At 67.7% G+C, this 14,686-nt stretch carries 17 protein-coding genes; 6 read left to right on the forward strand and 11 right to left on the reverse strand.

All coding sequences use genetic code 11. The features are described from left to right. The first annotated feature begins 11 nt into the window (after positions 1 to 11). Together murA and AC5P9L_RS08695 are read left to right on the forward strand one after the other, a co-directional pair. Positions 12 to 1,283, forward strand: coding sequence for a UDP-N-acetylglucosamine 1-carboxyvinyltransferase (gene murA / locus AC5P9L_RS08690; protein ID WP_227415293.1), 1,272 nt, complete (start codon positions 12 to 14; stop codon positions 1,281 to 1,283). Beyond that, the gene (locus AC5P9L_RS08695) at positions 1,280 to 1,597 is read left to right on the forward strand and encodes a hypothetical protein (RefSeq protein ID WP_005408398.1); all 318 of its coding nucleotides are present in this window, start codon (positions 1,280 to 1,282) and stop codon (positions 1,595 to 1,597) included. Before murA ends, AC5P9L_RS08695 begins: the two co-directional genes overlap by 4 nt. 139 nt (positions 1,598 to 1,736) lie before the next feature. On the opposite strand, the gene AC5P9L_RS08700 is transcribed toward AC5P9L_RS08695, so the two are convergent. The 7 genes from AC5P9L_RS08700 to purM all read right to left on the reverse strand — a co-directional run bounded on the left by AC5P9L_RS08700 (position 1,737) and on the right by purM (position 6,661). Further along, a complete protein-coding gene (locus tag AC5P9L_RS08700; RefSeq protein WP_005408399.1) occupies positions 1,737 to 2,420 on the reverse strand; it encodes a DUF3108 domain-containing protein in 684 nt (227 codons plus the stop codon). 2 nt (positions 2,421 to 2,422) lie between these two features. Continuing rightward, on the reverse strand, positions 2,423 to 3,244 hold the full coding sequence (locus AC5P9L_RS08705; protein ID WP_005412504.1) for a DUF3108 domain-containing protein: 822 nt from the start codon (positions 3,242 to 3,244) through the stop codon (positions 2,423 to 2,425). Positions 3,245 to 3,311: 67 nt separating this feature from the next. Then, positions 3,312 to 3,971, reverse strand: coding sequence for a phosphoribosylglycinamide formyltransferase (gene purN, locus AC5P9L_RS08710; RefSeq protein ID WP_227415294.1), 660 nt, complete (start codon positions 3,969 to 3,971; stop codon positions 3,312 to 3,314). After that, a complete protein-coding gene (locus AC5P9L_RS08715; protein ID WP_262101735.1) occupies positions 3,968 to 4,630 on the reverse strand; it encodes a DUF2238 domain-containing protein in 663 nt (220 codons plus the stop codon). The genes purN and AC5P9L_RS08715 overlap by 4 nt, the downstream gene beginning before the upstream one ends. A gap of 41 nt (positions 4,631 to 4,671) precedes the next feature. After that, positions 4,672 to 5,094: a hypothetical protein gene (locus AC5P9L_RS08720; RefSeq protein ID WP_005412507.1), complete on the reverse strand. Its 423-nt coding sequence runs from the start codon at positions 5,092 to 5,094 to the stop codon at positions 4,672 to 4,674. Then, complete coding sequence (locus tag AC5P9L_RS08725) at positions 5,091 to 5,579, reverse strand: hypothetical protein (RefSeq protein WP_005408404.1); 489 nt, start codon at positions 5,577 to 5,579, stop codon at positions 5,091 to 5,093. Before AC5P9L_RS08725 ends, AC5P9L_RS08720 begins: the two co-directional genes overlap by 4 nt. 23 nt (positions 5,580 to 5,602) lie before the next feature. Further along, complete coding sequence (gene purM / locus AC5P9L_RS08730) at positions 5,603 to 6,661, reverse strand: phosphoribosylformylglycinamidine cyclo-ligase (RefSeq protein ID WP_005412508.1); 1,059 nt, start codon at positions 6,659 to 6,661, stop codon at positions 5,603 to 5,605. A 99-nt stretch (positions 6,662 to 6,760) separates the two neighbouring features. On the opposite strand from purM, the gene AC5P9L_RS08735 reads away from it, so the two are divergent. From AC5P9L_RS08735 to hda, 3 genes are read left to right on the forward strand one after another with little or no spacing between them, the layout of a single operon-like run. Further along, entirely contained in the window at positions 6,761 to 7,900 is a 1,140-nt protein-coding gene (locus tag AC5P9L_RS08735) for a DUF2066 domain-containing protein (protein WP_005412509.1), read from the forward strand. Next, on the forward strand, positions 7,897 to 9,066 hold the full coding sequence (locus tag AC5P9L_RS08740; RefSeq protein ID WP_005408407.1) for an AI-2E family transporter: 1,170 nt from the start codon (positions 7,897 to 7,899) through the stop codon (positions 9,064 to 9,066). The genes AC5P9L_RS08735 and AC5P9L_RS08740 overlap by 4 nt, the downstream gene beginning before the upstream one ends. Next, a complete protein-coding gene (gene hda / locus AC5P9L_RS08745; RefSeq protein WP_005408408.1) occupies positions 9,066 to 9,773 on the forward strand; it encodes a DnaA regulatory inactivator Hda in 708 nt (235 codons plus the stop codon). Before AC5P9L_RS08740 ends, hda begins: the two co-directional genes overlap by 1 nt. Positions 9,774 to 10,264: 491 nt before the next feature. Here the strand turns inward: hda and murU are convergent, their stop codons facing one another. From murU to AC5P9L_RS08765, 4 genes are all read right to left on the reverse strand, one after another. Continuing rightward, complete coding sequence (gene murU, locus AC5P9L_RS08750; RefSeq protein WP_005408409.1) at positions 10,265 to 10,975, reverse strand: N-acetylmuramate alpha-1-phosphate uridylyltransferase MurU; 711 nt, start codon at positions 10,973 to 10,975, stop codon at positions 10,265 to 10,267. Continuing rightward, entirely contained in the window at positions 10,972 to 11,997 is a 1,026-nt protein-coding gene (locus AC5P9L_RS08755) for an aminoglycoside phosphotransferase family protein (RefSeq protein WP_279915752.1), read from the reverse strand. Before AC5P9L_RS08755 ends, murU begins: the two co-directional genes overlap by 4 nt. 64 nt (positions 11,998 to 12,061) lie before the next feature. After that, the gene (locus tag AC5P9L_RS08760; protein WP_005408411.1) at positions 12,062 to 12,331 is read right to left on the reverse strand and encodes a GlsB/YeaQ/YmgE family stress response membrane protein; all 270 of its coding nucleotides are present in this window, start codon (positions 12,329 to 12,331) and stop codon (positions 12,062 to 12,064) included. Between the two features lie 68 nt (positions 12,332 to 12,399). After that, positions 12,400 to 13,893, reverse strand: a complete 1,494-nt coding sequence (locus AC5P9L_RS08765; protein ID WP_049459155.1) for a M20 family metallopeptidase — start codon at positions 13,891 to 13,893, stop codon at positions 12,400 to 12,402. Positions 13,894 to 14,092: 199 nt separating this feature from the next. Between AC5P9L_RS08765 and AC5P9L_RS08770 the strand changes: the two genes are divergently transcribed. After that, complete coding sequence (locus AC5P9L_RS08770; protein WP_024958219.1) at positions 14,093 to 14,419, forward strand: ComEA family DNA-binding protein; 327 nt, start codon at positions 14,093 to 14,095, stop codon at positions 14,417 to 14,419. The last annotated feature ends 267 nt before the right edge of the window (positions 14,420 to 14,686 follow it).

Raw genomic sequence — 14,686 nt, forward strand, 5'->3', positions numbered from 1 at the left:
ATCCCGAATACATGGCCAAGATCGTTGTGACCGGCGGCGCTGCGCTGCACGGTGAAGTGAGCATCTCCGGCGCCAAGAACGCCGTCCTCCCCATTCTCTGCGCGACCCTGCTGGCCGATGAGCCGGTGGAGATCACCAACGTGCCGCACCTGCACGACGTGGTCACCACGGTGAAGCTGCTTGGCGAGCTGGGCGCCAAGGTCACCATCGACCAAGGCACGCTGTCGCGCGGCAGCGCGATCGTGGTCGACCCTCGTCCGGTGAACCAGCACGTGGCACCGTACGAGCTGGTCAAGACCATGCGCGCCTCGATCCTGGTGCTGGGCCCGCTGCTGGCCCGCTTCGGCGCCGCCGAAGTGTCGCTGCCGGGCGGCTGCGCGATCGGCTCGCGACCGGTCGACCAGCACATCAAGGGCCTGCAGGCGCTGGGCGCCGAGATCGTGGTCGAGAACGGCTTCATCAAGGCCAGCGCCAAGCGCCTGAAGGGTGGCCACTTCACCTTCGACATGGTCAGCGTCACCGGCACCGAGAACGTGCTGATGGGCGCGGTGCTGGCTGAAGGGACCACCGTCCTCGACAACTGCGCGATGGAACCGGAAGTGACCGACCTGGCGCACTGCCTGATCGCGCTGGGCGCGAAGATCGAAGGCCTGGGCACCGCCCGCCTGGTGATCGAGGGCGTCGAGCGCCTGTCCGGTGGCCGCCACGAAGTGCTGCCCGACCGCATCGAGACCGGCACCTTCCTGGTGGCCGCAGCGATGACCGGTGGCAAGGTCACGGTCAACCGTGCGCGCCCGAACACCATGGACGCGGTGCTGTCCAAGCTGGTCGAGGCCGGTGCGAAGATCGAGACCACCGACGACACCATCACCCTGGACATGCAGGGCAGGCGGCCGAAGGCGGTCAACCTGACCACCGCGCCGTACCCGGCATTCCCGACCGACATGCAGGCGCAGTTCATGGCACTCAACTGCGTGGCTGACGGCGTGGGCGTGATCAACGAAACGATCTTCGAGAACCGTTTCATGCACGTCAACGAACTGCTGCGCCTGGGCGCGGACATCCAGGTTGAAGGCCACACTGCCATCGTGCGTGGCAGCGAGCACCTGAGCGGCGCACCGGTGATGGCGACCGACCTGCGTGCGTCGGCCTCGCTGATCCTGGCCGGCCTGATGGCCAGCGGCGATACCACCATCGACCGCATCTACCACCTTGATCGTGGCTACGAGAACATCGAAGAGAAGCTGTCTTCACTCGGCGCCACCATCCGGCGCGTGCCATGATCCTGCGCGGCAAGTTCAGCCCGCGTCGCAAGGCGCTGCTGGCCCTGGTGCTGATCGTGCTGGCGTGGCTGGGCTATGCCTGGTACGCCAACATCGCGATCACCCAGGGCATCGAGCAGAAGGACATGGACTGGAACGGCGACGGCACGGTCACGCGTGACGAGATCATCGAGTCGTTCTATGCGGTCGCGGTGAACGACAGCCAGGACGGCAACCGTCATTGCCGCACCTTTGTCTGGCGCAGCACCGGCGAGCAGATCCGCGTGGACTGCCGCACCGAGTTCAAGCCGGCGGCGGCCGAGGAAAAGAAGTAAGAAAAACGCCCGCGAAAGCGGGCGTTTTCTTTTCGCGGGGCCCGGGGTCGGAGCCCTTTCCCTCGGAAAGGGCTCCGACCCCAGCCACACAACCGGGGTCAGAGCCCATCCCCGAGGGGATGGGATCCGACCCCGGCACTCAGTTCATCGCCTTGATGGTCAGGTCCAGCGCATCGCGGCCGCTCTCACGCTGCAGCATGCGCGCCGGCACCGGGAAGTCCGGCACGATCCAGGCGATCAGCTCCTTGTTGCCATCGGCGCGCGAGACCTTGGTGGCCTCGTAACTCTTGCCGGCCACGGTGATCGATTCCTTGCCGATCACGCGGTAGGTCATGTTCTTGATGCGGCCTTCGTCCACCATGCGATAGGTCAGCGGCTTGCCGGCGGCCAGGTCACGGGCGATCGCCAGGTTGATCAGCAGCGCGTCCATGTCGCCTGCTTTCAGCGCGATGGGGCCCGCACGGTCCGGCTTGATGTCGCCGGTCCAGGTGGCCTGGTTGCTGGTCCAGTTGTAGTTGGCCTGCACGTTGCGCTTCTTCACCAGCAGCGCCGAACGGTCCTGGCTGCTGAGCGGACGCAGCTGGCCACGCACTTCCTCGAACACCGTGCTCTGGCTGAGGTCGGCCAGCTGGTTCTTCACCTGCAGGCTGTAGCGCCATTTATTGCTGCCTTCGCTGGCCAGGGTCATGGTGCCGTTGGCCTGCATGCCCATGTAGCTGGCCAGGTAATCCGCCTTGAACGGTTCCAGCGCCATGGCCGGCAGGCTGGCCACGGTCAGGGCAGCGGCGGCGATCCAGGTGAGGGGGCGGGTCAGGGTATTCATGCTCAGACTCCTTGGTATTCGATCAGGCGCAGGTCGACGCGGTCTTCGCCGTCTTCGCGTTGCAGGATGCGCACCGGGGTGGGGACACCGTTGGCGATCCAGAGAATGGTTTCGTTTCTGCCACCGTTGGTCCGGTAGACCCGCAGCGCGTTGTAGGACAGGTCGCCGACCTCGACGTTCTCGGTCTGCGGCGCGGCCTGGTAGTCGTGTTCGCGGACCTTGCCCATGTCCACGTAGCGGTAATGCATGGTGGCGCCCGGACGCGCATCGCGCATGATCGCCAGGTTGATCAGCAGCGCGCTCTGGTCGCCGGCCCGCAGCGGGATCGGCTGCGCGCGCTCCTTCTTGACGTCGCCGGTCCATTGCGCGGTGCCGGCCTGCCAGTTGTAAGTGCCCACGGCCTTCTTGCCCAGGAACAGGCCCTTGCGCACCGTGCTCTGGCTGAGCGGTGCGTAGACGCCACTGCGCTCCTCGAACACCGTGCTCTGCTCGATGTTCAGGCCGAGCACGCTGGCAAAGCCGCGGCGGCCGACCACCTGCATGTCCACGCGCCACTGGCTGCCGCCGGTGTGGGTGACCTGCATGCTGGCATCACCCGCTTCCTTGCCCTTGTAGAAGGCCTGGTAGGTGGCGGTGAACGGCTGCAGCGGCGGCGGCTCCCAGGCCAGTGCCGGCAACAGCGGCACACTGGGCTCGTTCGGTGGCAGCGCAGCGGGTGTGGGCGGCGGGGAAGCCGCAGGCGGCTGCGCCTGGCCCCAGCCCACAGCGGGAAGCACGGCAAGCGACAACAGCAGTGAAGTGGACAGCAGCGTCGTGGTCTTCATGGAGGACAGGAACCGCGGGAGGGGGCAGGATGCCAGCCCCGCAGTCAGCGGGGCGTGTGCAAGAGCGTTACCGGTTCAGGTTTCCGGCGGAATCTAGGGCCAACGGGCTAAACAGGGGGTGACCGTCCAGCCAGGGCTGACCCTCCCGTTCAGCCAGGCGGCCCTCGCACAGCAGCTGCAGTGTGGCGATCAGCAGCGGATGCTCCACCGCAAGCACGCGTGCGGCCAGCGCCTGCGCGTCGTCGCCGGGCCGCACCGGCACGCGGGCCTGCGCCAGCACCGCGCCGGCATCCAGTTCGGGGACCACCAGGTGCACGCTGGCGCCATGCTCGGCGTCACCGGCCTGCAGCGCCCGCGCGTGGGTGTCCAGGCCCTTGTGCAGCGGCAGCAGCGACGGGTGGATGTTGACCAGGCGGCCATCGAAACGCTGCACGAAGACCGGACCAAGGATGCGCATGTAGCCGGCACAGACGATCCAGTCCGGCTGTACCGCGGCAAGCGCATCGCCGAGCGCCTGCTCGTAGCTGGCGCGGTCGCTGAATTCCTTCGGTGCATGCGCCCAGCGCAGGCCGGCATCGACACGCAGCAGGGCCTCTGCGGCGGGGCGGTCGGAGAACACGCCGACCACCTCGGCCGACAGGCGGCCGCTGCCGATCGCGTCGAGGATGGCCTGCAGGTTGCTGCCGCGGCCCGAGGCGAGCACGGCGATGCGGGTTGGGGCGGTCATTGCAGGGAACTCCGGCGGATCAGCGACCAGGTCAGCAGGCTGCCGACGGTCGCCATCAGCATGTCGGCATGCGCATCCCACATGTCACCCTGCTGGCCGTTGTAGGCTTCGGCGGCATCCGGCGACAGCGCCAGCGCGATGGCCCATTCGAACCATTCGTAGACCAGGCTGGCACACATCACCGTCATCACCGCCAGGGTGAAGGCCTGGCCCGGGCGCAGCGCCGGCCACGCATGACGGGCCAGCTGCAGCAGTGCGGGGGTGAAGCAGACGCCGAACAGGAAGTGGATGAGGCGGTCGAAATGGTTGCGCTGCCAGCCGAAGGCCGCATTCGGCGACCAGCCGGTCAGCATCTGCGCCCAGGCGTCGTAGGGCACGTTGGAATACAGCCAGCGCGCCGCCACGCAGTGCAGGGCGATGAAGCCGCAGATGGCGATGAAGGCGCCGTTGCCCAGCCAGCCGCCGCGGCGGTCGACCCACAGCAGCGCGGCCAGACCGACCACGGTCAGCGTGCTGTGCAGGGCCTGCTCGGTGGGCCACAGCGGGTGGATCCAGCTGATCGCGAAGACCGCCAGTACGGCGGCGAAAGCCCACTTCTTCGGGCCCGGGAAGCGGCGGGTGGTGGGCGAAGCAGACGTCGGGAGGACAGGCGCGGACATGGGAAATCGATCAGGATAGGGCGCGGCGTCTGCCGCCAGGTTCAGGCACTGAGGTGATCACCGCGGTCGAACAGCGCAGCCATTTCCGGCTTGGACAGGAACACCCAGGCATAGGCGGCCAACGCCATGCCCAGTGGTCCAGCCAGCACGCCCAGCCACGCCGCGCGCTGGCACCAGGCCAGCCCGGTGCGATGTGACAGCTGGCGCGCGGTGTGCAGCTGCACGAACCCCAGCACGGCGGCCAGCACGGCGATGGACGCATAGACCGTGGTCAGCATCCAGGCATCCTCCAACCCGCGCGACTGGGCCACCCAGCCGCTGAGGCCGAGGAACGCCACCGCGGCGACCCAGTGGAAACCGGCCAGGGCGTAGAACAGCACTCTCAGTGTCTGCAGATGGCTGGTCAGCTGCAGCTGCGCCAGGGTCTGATGCGGCAGCGGCGGTGGATTGCCGGAGGCGGTCATGCGGTCGCGGCGGGAAGGTCGAAGGCGGCCTTGACCTGCGGGCGCAGCAGGGTGATCAGGCTGAACACCCCCAGCACCGTGCCGACCGGCGTGAACAGGCAAGCCAGGCCAGCCGCGATCAGGCACAGCAGATGGCGACGGCGGCGGGACAGGCAGCGGCCGGCATAGGCCACGAACGCGCCCAGCGTGATGCCACCGAACACGACGACGCAGCCGAGAACGGTGAACACCCAGCCCATCAGGCGCTGTTCCTCCAGCGAGGAGGGCTCGCCGCCGGACTTCATCGGCAGGCTGCCGGTCAACGCGGCGATGCCGATCACGATGTGCAGGATGAAGATCAGCGAGAACAGCACGATCAGGCCACCGACCACGTAGTGTGCGATGGCCAGCATGCGCAGGTGGTCGGCATCCTGCGCGCTGAACGGCGGTACCGTCGCCAGCGGCGGCGGCACGGGGGCGGGCGACAAAGGGGGCGTTGCGTCCATGCGGGGCTCCTGGGTTGCCGGCGTCAGCCGATGTGGACGCGTTCGGCGCCTTCGGCGGTGACCACCTGGCCGATGGTCCAGTGCTCCAGGCCCTGCGCCTTGACTGCATCGGAAACGGCAGCCACCTGGTCCGCTGCGACGATCAGCACGAAGCCTATGCCGCAGTTGAAGGTGCGCCACATCTCGCTGTCGGCCACCGCGCCTTCCTTCTGCAGCCACTGGAACACCGGCGGCAGGGTCCATGACGACGCCTGGATGTCCAGGCCGAGGCCGTCGGGCACTACGCGGATGATGTTCTCGGTCAGGCCGCCGCCGGTGATGTGGGCCATGCCATGGATGGCCTCGCCGTGCGACTTCAGCAGCGACAGGATCGGCTTCACATAGAGGCGGGTCGGTGCCATCAGCGCATCGACCAGCTTCACGCCGCCTTCCAGCTCCAGATCGGCCGGGCGACCGGCGCGGTCGTAGATGCGGCGCACCAGCGAGTAGCCGTTGGAGTGCGGGCCGGAGGAGGCGATGCCGATCAGCACGTCGCCGGCGGCCACGCTGGCGCCGTCCTTCAGCTCGCTCTTCTCCACCGCGGCGACCGTGAAGCCGGCCAGGTCGTATTCGCCGGGGGCGTACATGTCGGGCATTTCAGCGGTTTCGCCGCCGATCAGCGCACAGCCGGCCTCGGTGCAGCCGTTGGCGATGCCGCCCACGACCGCTGCGGCGGTGTCGATGTCCAGCTTGCCGGTGGCGAAGTAGTCCAGGAAGAACAGCGGTTCGGCGCCCTGCACCAGCACGTCGTTCACGCACATGGCGACCAGGTCGATGCCGATCGTATCGTGGCGGTTCAGCTGGTGGGCCAGCTTCAGCTTGGTGCCCACGCCGTCGGTACCCGACACCAGCACCGGCTCGCGGTACTTGTTGGACAGGTCGAACAGGGCACCGAAGCCACCCAGGCCGCCCATCACTTCCGGGCGGAAGCTGCGCTTGACCAGGGGCTTGATCCGCTCGACCAGCGCATTGCCGGCGTCGATGTCGACCCCCGCGTCACGGTAGGTGAGGGGGGAGGGGGCGGAAGACGGGGTGTTGGTCACGGGCGTCGGCGCTGGCAGGGGTTGAACGGGCGATTTTAACAGGCCGCATTGGCGCAAAGGCCGTATTCGGGCAACAATTCCCCCGGATACGTCGAGCCAATGGATGTCCTGATGCGCCGCAGCCTGATTCTGACCCTGCTCCTTGCGCTGAGCCTGCCGGTGGCCACGATGGCCCAGAGCGGCCTTCGCACCGAGGGTGATGTCGCCACCGCCAGTGGCGCGTACGAGGCCGAAGTGCCCGTCAACAGCCAAGCCGAGGCCGATCGCAACGGCGCCCTGGCCCGCGCCCTGAGCGTGGTACTGGGCAAGCTGTCCGGCGACCGCAGCGTGATGTCCCGCCCCGGCGTGGTGCAGGCGCTGCGCAACGCCAAGGACTACGTGGCCAGCTACGACTACAAGCAGGACCAGAGCGTGGGCGCCAGTGGCGCCCCCAGCTTCCGTACCCTGCTGGTGGCCCGCTTCCGCGAGGATGATGTCGACTCGCTGGTGTCGGCGCTGGGCCTGCCGCTGTGGCCGCAGCCGCGACCGAAGCCGGTGCTGTGGCTGGCCGTCGACGATGGCAGTGGCCCGCGCCTGGTCAGCGTGCAGCAGGCCAACGCCGCCCGGCCGTTGCTGAACCGCGCCATCGAGCGCGGCTACAAGCTGGGCCTGCCCAGTGGTGGCGCCGCTGAACAGGCGCTGGCGGGTGCGATCTGGCGCCAGGACAGTGCCGCCGTGGCCCGTGCCTCCTCGCGCTACTCGCCGCCGATGCAGCTGATCGGCAAGTTGTACCGCGCCAATGGCGGCTGGCAGGCGGACTGGGTGTTCGTCGACAACGGCCGTGAACTGAACAAGTGGACCAGCAAGGACGCCAACGCCATGCGCGCGATGGCGGCCGGTGCCGACGGCGCCGCCGATGCGCTGGTCAAACGCTATGCCAAGGCCGGCGCCGCCGTCGGCCAGGCCGGGACCTACCGTGTGGTGGTCACCGGCATCAACAGCGCCGACGACTACCTGCGTCTGGCCGCCGGCCTGCGCGAGGTGCCGGTGGTGCGCAATGTCACCCCCCTGCATGCCTCGGCTGGCCAGCTGGAGCTGAACCTGGAGATGACCACCGGCCTGGCCGGCTTCAACCGCATGCTGGGCGACAACGGCGTGCTGGCGCCGAGCGCTCCGCTGCCGGCCCTGCCCGCTCCGATCGACGACACCACCGGTACTCCGGTGGCCGCCCCGGTCAGCAACGAGTACCGCCTGCGATGACTCTGACCCCGGAAGCGGAAATCGCGCAGTTCCTGCGCCGCCTGAAATACATCCTGTTCGCCGGCCTGATCGGCTGGGTGGTGTGGCTGCTGGCGCCGATCCTGACCCCGTTCGTGCTGGCGCTGGCGCTGGCCTGGCTGGGTGACCCGCTGGTGGACCGCATCGAGGCCACCGGTCGCTCGCGCATGACCGGCGTGGTGCTGGTGTTCGCGGCGATGGTGCTGGTGATCGTGGCGCTGCTGCTGGTGCTGGTACCGATGATCGAGCGCCAGATCACCACCCTGATCGCGGTTGCCCCGCAGGCACAGGCGTGGCTGATGGAGAAGGGGATTCCCTGGTTCGAGCAGAAGACCGGCCTGGAAGTGATGCAGTGGCTGGACCCGGACCGCCTGATCGAATGGGTGCGCAGCCACTGGCAGCAGGCCGGCGGCTTCGCCACCACGTTCATGGGCTACGTCTCGCGCTCCGGCTTCGCGATGGTGACCTGGGTGGTCAACATCCTGCTGCTGCCGATCCTGGCGTTCTACTTCCTGCGTGATTGGGACAAGCTGGTCGAGCGCGTGGCCTCGGTGATTCCGCGCAACCACATTGGCACCATCAGCGCGTTGGCGCGTGAGTCCAACGAGGTGCTGGGTGCGTTCATCCGCGGCCAGTTCCTGGTGATGCTGGCACTGGGCGTGATCTATGCCGGCGGCCTGTCGCTGGTCGGCCTCAAGCTGGGCCTGCTGATCGGCCTGATTGCCGGTCTGATCAGTTTCATCCCATACCTGGGAGCGACCACCGGCGTGCTGATGGCGGTGATCGCCGCGCTGGTGCAGGCACAGGGCTTCGACCTGAAGCTGCTGATCCTGGTCGGCGTGGTGTTCACCGTGGGCCAGCTGCTGGAGAGCTACGTACTGACCCCACGCATCGTCGGCGACAAGATCGGCCTGCACCCGGTGGCGGTGATCTTCGCGGTGATGGCCGGCGGCCAGCTGTTCGGCTTCCTCGGCATGCTGCTGGCGCTGCCGGTGGCGGCGGTGACCAACGTGCTGCTGCGCTACGCGCACCAGCGTTACCGCCAGAGCGAGCTGTACGTGGGCGAGAAGCCGGCAATCGTGCTTGACGGCGTGGTCGATGCGCCCCATATCATCGTTCCGAACGAAAAAGGCCCCGACCTGAAGTGATGGGTGTGCCGCAACTGCCGCTGGCCCTGCATTACCCGCGGGACCAGCGCCTGGAGACCTTCATCGGCGCGCCGGATGGTGCGCTGGCGCAGCTGCGCGCGATCGCGGTGGGTGCCAGCCACGATTGGGTCTACCTGGAAGGTGCGGCGGGCACGGGCAAGACCCACCAGGCGCTGGCGATGTGTTCCAGCGCCGAGCAGGCAGGGCGCCTGCCGACCTATGTGCCGCTGGCCAGTGCCGCCGGCCGCGTGCGTGCGGCGCTGGATGGGCTGGAGGCGCGTGAGCTGGTGGCGCTGGACGGCCTGGACGAGGTTGCCGGCAACCGCGACGACGAGATCGCGCTGTTCGATTTCCACAACCGCGCGCGCGCTGCAGGCGTGACCGTGCTGTACACGGCGCAGAAGGCCCCGGAAGCGCTGGGCCTGGTGCTGCCGGACCTGCGTTCACGGCTGGGCCAGTGCGTGCGCGTGCTGCTGCAGCCGCTGGATGAGGAGGGGCGGGCAGCGGTGCTGCGCGAACGCGCGCTGCGACGCGGCCTGGCGATCGACGAGGCATCCATCGAGTGGCTGCTGTCGCACACCGGGCGCGAGCTGGGTGGGTTGATCACGCTGCTGGACTGGCTGGACCGCGAGTCGCTGGCGGCGAAGCGGCGGATCACCGTGCCGTTCCTGCGCCAGGTGCTGGAAGAAGGCCGGCCCCGCTACTGAGGGTGGGGTTTGTTTGCAGGGCTGCGCCCTGCACCCGCAGAAGCAACGTCAACGTCAAAAGCTGGCTATCCGTGGGGATGGCGGGGTGGATCCGGTTGCGGGGGACGCTGCAAGTACGTCCATGTAAGCTCGGTCGCCGCATCCATGCGGCTCACGCCCCCGCAACCGGACCCACCCCGCCTTCGACAGTTGGCCGCGATCTGCCGGGACTGCGTACTGCACTGCTGACTGCTGACTGCTGTTGTTGGGTGTCGACCTTGGTCGTCACCAGAGCAAGCGCAGCGAAGCGACCCGCTTTTGCTTTTCTTTTTTCTTTTCCGTGGCTGGACGCCCACGGAAACTGTCAGAGGCCGGGCGGGGTGGGTTCGCGGGGGTGTCCGCGGCATGGATGCCGCGGCCAAGCCCCCAGGGACGGGTCCACGGCGTCCCCCGCGAACCCACACCGCCCGGCCAAGCACAGCTGTTGATTTGAGCGACCAGCCACGAGGGGCTCAGCCGTTCGCCGCCAACTCAGCATCCAGCGCACGAAGCCGATCCACGGTGCCGACATCGGTCCAGCGCCCCCGATGGTGCTGTCCCGTCATCAACCCCTGCGCCATGAAATGCTTCTGCAGCGGCACCACCGAGAACTTCGGCGGCAGCCGCTCGCTGCCCGGCGCCTCGCCGATCACCGTGCGCCAGTCGGCCACGATCGAAGGACGGTACACGCCGATGCCGGCATAGGTCAGGCACGGGCCTTCGCGATCGTGGTGCAGCACCCCCTGCGTATCGAGGCGGTAGTCACCGTCCGCGTGCTGAACCGGATTGTCGACCAGCACCAGGTGCGCCTGGCCCCGCGGCTCGCGCGGCAGCGTGGCGAAATCGAAATCGGTCCAGATGTCGCCGTTCACCACCAGGAACGGGGCATCGCCCAGCACCGGCAGGGCGTTGAGGATGCCACCGCCGGTCTCCAGCGGGGTCGCTCCTTCGTACAGGAAATGCAGGTGCAGGCCCCATTGGCTGCCATCGCCCAGCGTCGCCGGGAACTGTTCGGCCAGCCATGCGGTGTTGACCACCACCTCGCGCACGCCGAGTGCGGCCAGGCGTTCCAGGTGCCAGACGATCAACGGCTTGCCAGCCACTTCCAGCAGCGGCTTGGGCGTGTGCAGGGTCAGCGGGCGCATGCGCTCGCCGAGGCCGGCGGCAAAGACCAGCGCCTTCATCGGGCCACGCGCATCGGTGCACCCAGCTCGGCCAGCGCCGGCTTGATGCGCTCGTCCAGCAGCTGCTGCAGCGGTGCCAGTTCCCGATAGCGCGGCAGCACTTCATCCAGATAGGTGATGAAGCGCGGTGCGTCGTCGAGGTAATGGCCCTTGTTGTCGCGGTAACGCAGCCGGCAGAACAGGCCCAGGATCTTCACGTGGCGCTGGATGCCCATCCAGTCGGCATCGCGCAGGAAGGTGGCGCGGTTGGGCACCGGCAGGCCGGCGTCGCGGGCGCGCTCGTGGTACTGCGCCAGCCACTCGTCCACACGCTCCAGCGGCCAGCTAAGGAACGCGTCCTTGAACAGGCTCATCGCGTCGTAGGCGATCGGGCCGCGCACCAGGTCCTGGAAATCCAGCACTGCGGGACCATTTTCGACCGGCATCAGATTGCGCGGCATGTAATCGCGGTGGGTCATCAGCTGGGCCTGGCCCAGCGCGTTGTCCATCAAGCGGCGGTGTACCAGCTGCAGGCCTTCGATCTCGCCGCAGTCCAGCTCCAGGTTCAGGTGGCGCTGCAGGAACCATTCGTCGAACAGGCCGGCATCGCGCTGCAGCAGTGCTTCGCCGAACTGGCCGAAGTCGGTCGGCACCGGGATCGCCTGCAGGCGCAGCAGCTGTTCGATCGAACGGCCGAACCATTCATCGGCATTGCGCTCGTCGAGGATCCTGGCCAGGGTCGGGCCGCCGAGATCTTCCAGCAGCAGGAAGCCGGCATCCAGATCCTGCGCCAGCAGCGCGGGCACGCGCAGGCCGTTGTCGTGCAGCAGGCCGCGCATGCGCAGCCACGGCCTCGGATCTTCCAGCCCCGGCGGGGCATCCATCACGATGTGGCTGCCGCGCGTGCTGGTGGTGCGCCAGTAGCTGCGCATGCCGGCATCGACCGAGGCGCGTTCGACCACCGCGTTGGCATCATCGAGCTGGGTACGGGCCCACTGCAGGCGCTGCGCGCTGCGCTGGGGATCGGAGGCGGGTTCGGTCATGCAGGCATATCCGGGCGCGCCGGGCGCGCCAACGTCGGGAACAGGAAGGGAAGGAGGGACGGGGTCAGCGACGGCCGCTGAACAGGCGCAGCACGGCCAGCACGGCCACCGCACCCACTACCGCACCGAGGAAACCGGCCGGCTCACCGGGGGCGTACCAGCCCATGTACTGGCCGAACCAGCCGGCCACCAGGGCGCCAAGGATGCCCAGCACGATGGTCAGCAGGCAGCCCATGCGGTTGTTGCCGGGCATGAAGAAACGCCCGAGCAGGCCGACGAAGAAGCCGACCAGGATGATGTAGAGCCAGCTGCTGCTGCCGAACAGACCATTCATGCGCGCGATTTCCGCCAAGGGTGGACGCAGCCTAGCAAGGCCAGGCTGCGTCCGTCACGGGTGCCGGATCAGCAGCAGCCGTGGTCGCCGTGGCGGGTGCCGCTGTCGGCAGCCACCGGCGAACCGCTGGTCTCGCCGCGCAGGCTGGCCGCGTAGTGCTCGCTGATCACCTTGGACACGCAGGCGGTGACCTTCTTGCCCATCGGGATGTGCAGGAACTCGTTCGGGCCGTGCGCATTGGAGTGCGGGCCGAGCACGCCGGTGATCATGAACTGGGCACCGGGGAACTTCTCGCCCAGCATGCCCATGAACGGGATCGAGCCGCCTTCGCCCATGTACATCGCCGGCTTGCCGAAGAAAGCCTGGCTGGCGTCGTCGATGGCCTGGGTCAGCCACGGCGCCATGGCCGGGGCGTTCCAGCCGGTGGAGGCCTTTTCCAGGTCCAGGGTGACCTGCGCGCCATTCGGCGGGTCGCGCAGCAGCGCTTCCTTCAGCAGCTCGCCGCAGGTCTTGCCATCGGCCGTCGGCGGCAAGCGCAGCGACAGCTTCACCGAGGTCTGCGGGCGCAGCACGTTGCCGGCCGATTCCAGCGGCGGCATGCCGCCGACGCCGGTGACCGACAGCGCCGGGCGCCAGGTGCGGTTGAGCACCAGCTCGGTCAGGTCCTCGTTCATCGGGCGCAGGCCGTCAACCATCGGGAACTTCTCGAAGATCTCGGTATCCACCACTTCGGCGGCGCGCTTGGCCTGTTCCAGGCGCTCGGCCGGGATCTCGACGTTCATGCCGTCGATCAGGATGCGGCCGGTCTCCTGGTCTTCGATGCGCGAAAGGATCTGGCGCAGCAGGCGGAAGCTGGACGGGATCACGCCGGAGGCATCGCCGGAATGCACGCCTTCGTTGAGCACCTTCACGGTGAAATTGCCGCCGGTCAGGCCGCGCAGCGAGGTGGTGCACCACAACTGGTCGTAGTTGGCGCAGCCCGAATCCAGGCAGACCACCAGCGACGGCTTGCCGATGCGGTCGGCGAGGTGGTCGACGTAGGCTGGCAAGTCGTAGCTGCCCGACTCTTCACAGGCTTCGATCAGCACCACGCAGCGCGCGTGCGGCAGGCCCTGGGCCTGCAACGCCAGCACGGCGGCCAGCGAGCCGAAGATGGCGTAGCCGTCATCGGCGCCGCCGCGGCCATACAGCTTGTCGCCGCGCAGGACCGGGGTCCACGGGCCGAGGTCGTCGTCCCATCCGGTCATTTCCGGCTGCTTGTCCAGGTGGCCGTAGAGCAGGATGGTGTCGTCGCCGGTCTCGGCGCCGGTGGCCGGAATTTCCAGGAAGATCAGCGGGGTACGGCCTTCCAGGCGCACCACTTCAACCTTCAGGCCGGGCAGCTGCTGGGCCCTGGCCCAGTTCTCCATCAGCGTCACCGCCTGTTCCATGTAGCCGTTCTGCACCCAATCGGCGTCGAACATCGGCGACTTGTTGGGAATGCGGATGTAGTCGACCAACTGCGGGACGATCTCGCTGTCCCACTTGTCATTGACGAATTGGCCGAGCTTGGCGCTGTCCATCTGAAACTCCGGTTGCATGGGCTGATCCGGCCATTCTACGCCTGTGCCACGGGTAGGGTTTTTCCTACATCACGTCGGGTATTTGGCTGGCTTACGGAAATCCGGGAAACCGATAGGCTGTGTGCATGTGGTGACGGACACTGTTCCTACCGACGGGATTGCCGGTCGGGGCGGCCAGAATCACAAGGAGATACACGTTGTGCCTTGGTTTGTCGTGTTGAGGGCACTGGTGCTGGTCATGGGGATCGCTGGGGCGCATGCCGCCGAACCGATCGACATCAACCGCGCCGATGCCCAGGCGCTGCAGCAGGGATTGACGATGGTCGGAGCCGCCAAGGCCGAGGCGATCGTCGAGCACCGGCGCAGACACGGCCCGTTTCATCGCGTCGAGGACCTGACGCAGGTGAAGGGGATAGGGAAAGCAATCGTCGAACGGAATCGACAGCGGATCACCGTAGGCAACAGGTTGTTGCCGGCGGATCCGGTACCCGGATCGGTACCGGTGCGAACCGTACCGAGGCGCTGACAGCAGGAATCGTCGGAACCGGCAGGAAGCTGGTTCAGCGGTCACGGACAGGACGGCCGTGACCACCGACCGCCGCAGGACGCGGCACCAATCACCAGGATGGTGGCATCACAGACCTGTGGAAGGGGCTGAGATACAAGCAGGACAGACGCGGCCGCGTGCAGGATGCAACGCTACCCCCACAGCGCAGGATGCGAGGGGGCGGCAGCAGGCCGACAAGGACGTAACGATTGCCCGGTACGACACATGGCTGTGTCGCCGGGCAGT

The sequence above is a fragment of the Stenotrophomonas sp. YJH_SMC_64 genome (assembly GCF_059371375.1).

Excerpts from the sequence above, each read along its gene's own strand:
- murA (WP_227415293.1), top strand. The coding sequence starts at position 12 with ATGGCCAAGATCGTTGTGACCGGCGGCGCTGCGCTGCACGGTGAAGTG.
- AC5P9L_RS08695 (WP_005408398.1), top strand. The coding sequence starts at position 1,280 with ATGATCCTGCGCGGCAAGTTCAGCCCGCGTCGCAAGGCGCTGCTGGCC.
- AC5P9L_RS08700 (WP_005408399.1), bottom strand. The coding sequence starts at position 2,420 with ATGAATACCCTGACCCGCCCCCTCACCTGGATCGCCGCCGCTGCCCTG.
- AC5P9L_RS08705 (WP_005412504.1), bottom strand. The coding sequence starts at position 3,244 with ATGAAGACCACGACGCTGCTGTCCACTTCACTGCTGTTGTCGCTTGCC.
- purN (WP_227415294.1), bottom strand. The coding sequence starts at position 3,971 with ATGACCGCCCCAACCCGCATCGCCGTGCTCGCCTCGGGCCGCGGCAGC.
- AC5P9L_RS08715 (WP_262101735.1), bottom strand. The coding sequence starts at position 4,630 with ATGTCCGCGCCTGTCCTCCCGACGTCTGCTTCGCCCACCACCCGCCGC.
- AC5P9L_RS08720 (WP_005412507.1), bottom strand. The coding sequence starts at position 5,094 with ATGACCGCCTCCGGCAATCCACCGCCGCTGCCGCATCAGACCCTGGCG.
- AC5P9L_RS08725 (WP_005408404.1), bottom strand. The coding sequence starts at position 5,579 with ATGGACGCAACGCCCCCTTTGTCGCCCGCCCCCGTGCCGCCGCCGCTG.
- AC5P9L_RS08735 (WP_005412509.1), top strand. The coding sequence starts at position 6,761 with ATGGATGTCCTGATGCGCCGCAGCCTGATTCTGACCCTGCTCCTTGCG.
- AC5P9L_RS08740 (WP_005408407.1), top strand. The coding sequence starts at position 7,897 with ATGACTCTGACCCCGGAAGCGGAAATCGCGCAGTTCCTGCGCCGCCTG.
- hda (WP_005408408.1), top strand. The coding sequence starts at position 9,066 with ATGGGTGTGCCGCAACTGCCGCTGGCCCTGCATTACCCGCGGGACCAG.
- murU (WP_005408409.1), bottom strand. The coding sequence starts at position 10,975 with ATGAAGGCGCTGGTCTTTGCCGCCGGCCTCGGCGAGCGCATGCGCCCG.
- AC5P9L_RS08755 (WP_279915752.1), bottom strand. The coding sequence starts at position 11,997 with ATGACCGAACCCGCCTCCGATCCCCAGCGCAGCGCGCAGCGCCTGCAG.
- AC5P9L_RS08760 (WP_005408411.1), bottom strand. The coding sequence starts at position 12,331 with ATGAATGGTCTGTTCGGCAGCAGCAGCTGGCTCTACATCATCCTGGTC.
- AC5P9L_RS08765 (WP_049459155.1), bottom strand. The coding sequence starts at position 13,893 with ATGGACAGCGCCAAGCTCGGCCAATTCGTCAATGACAAGTGGGACAGC.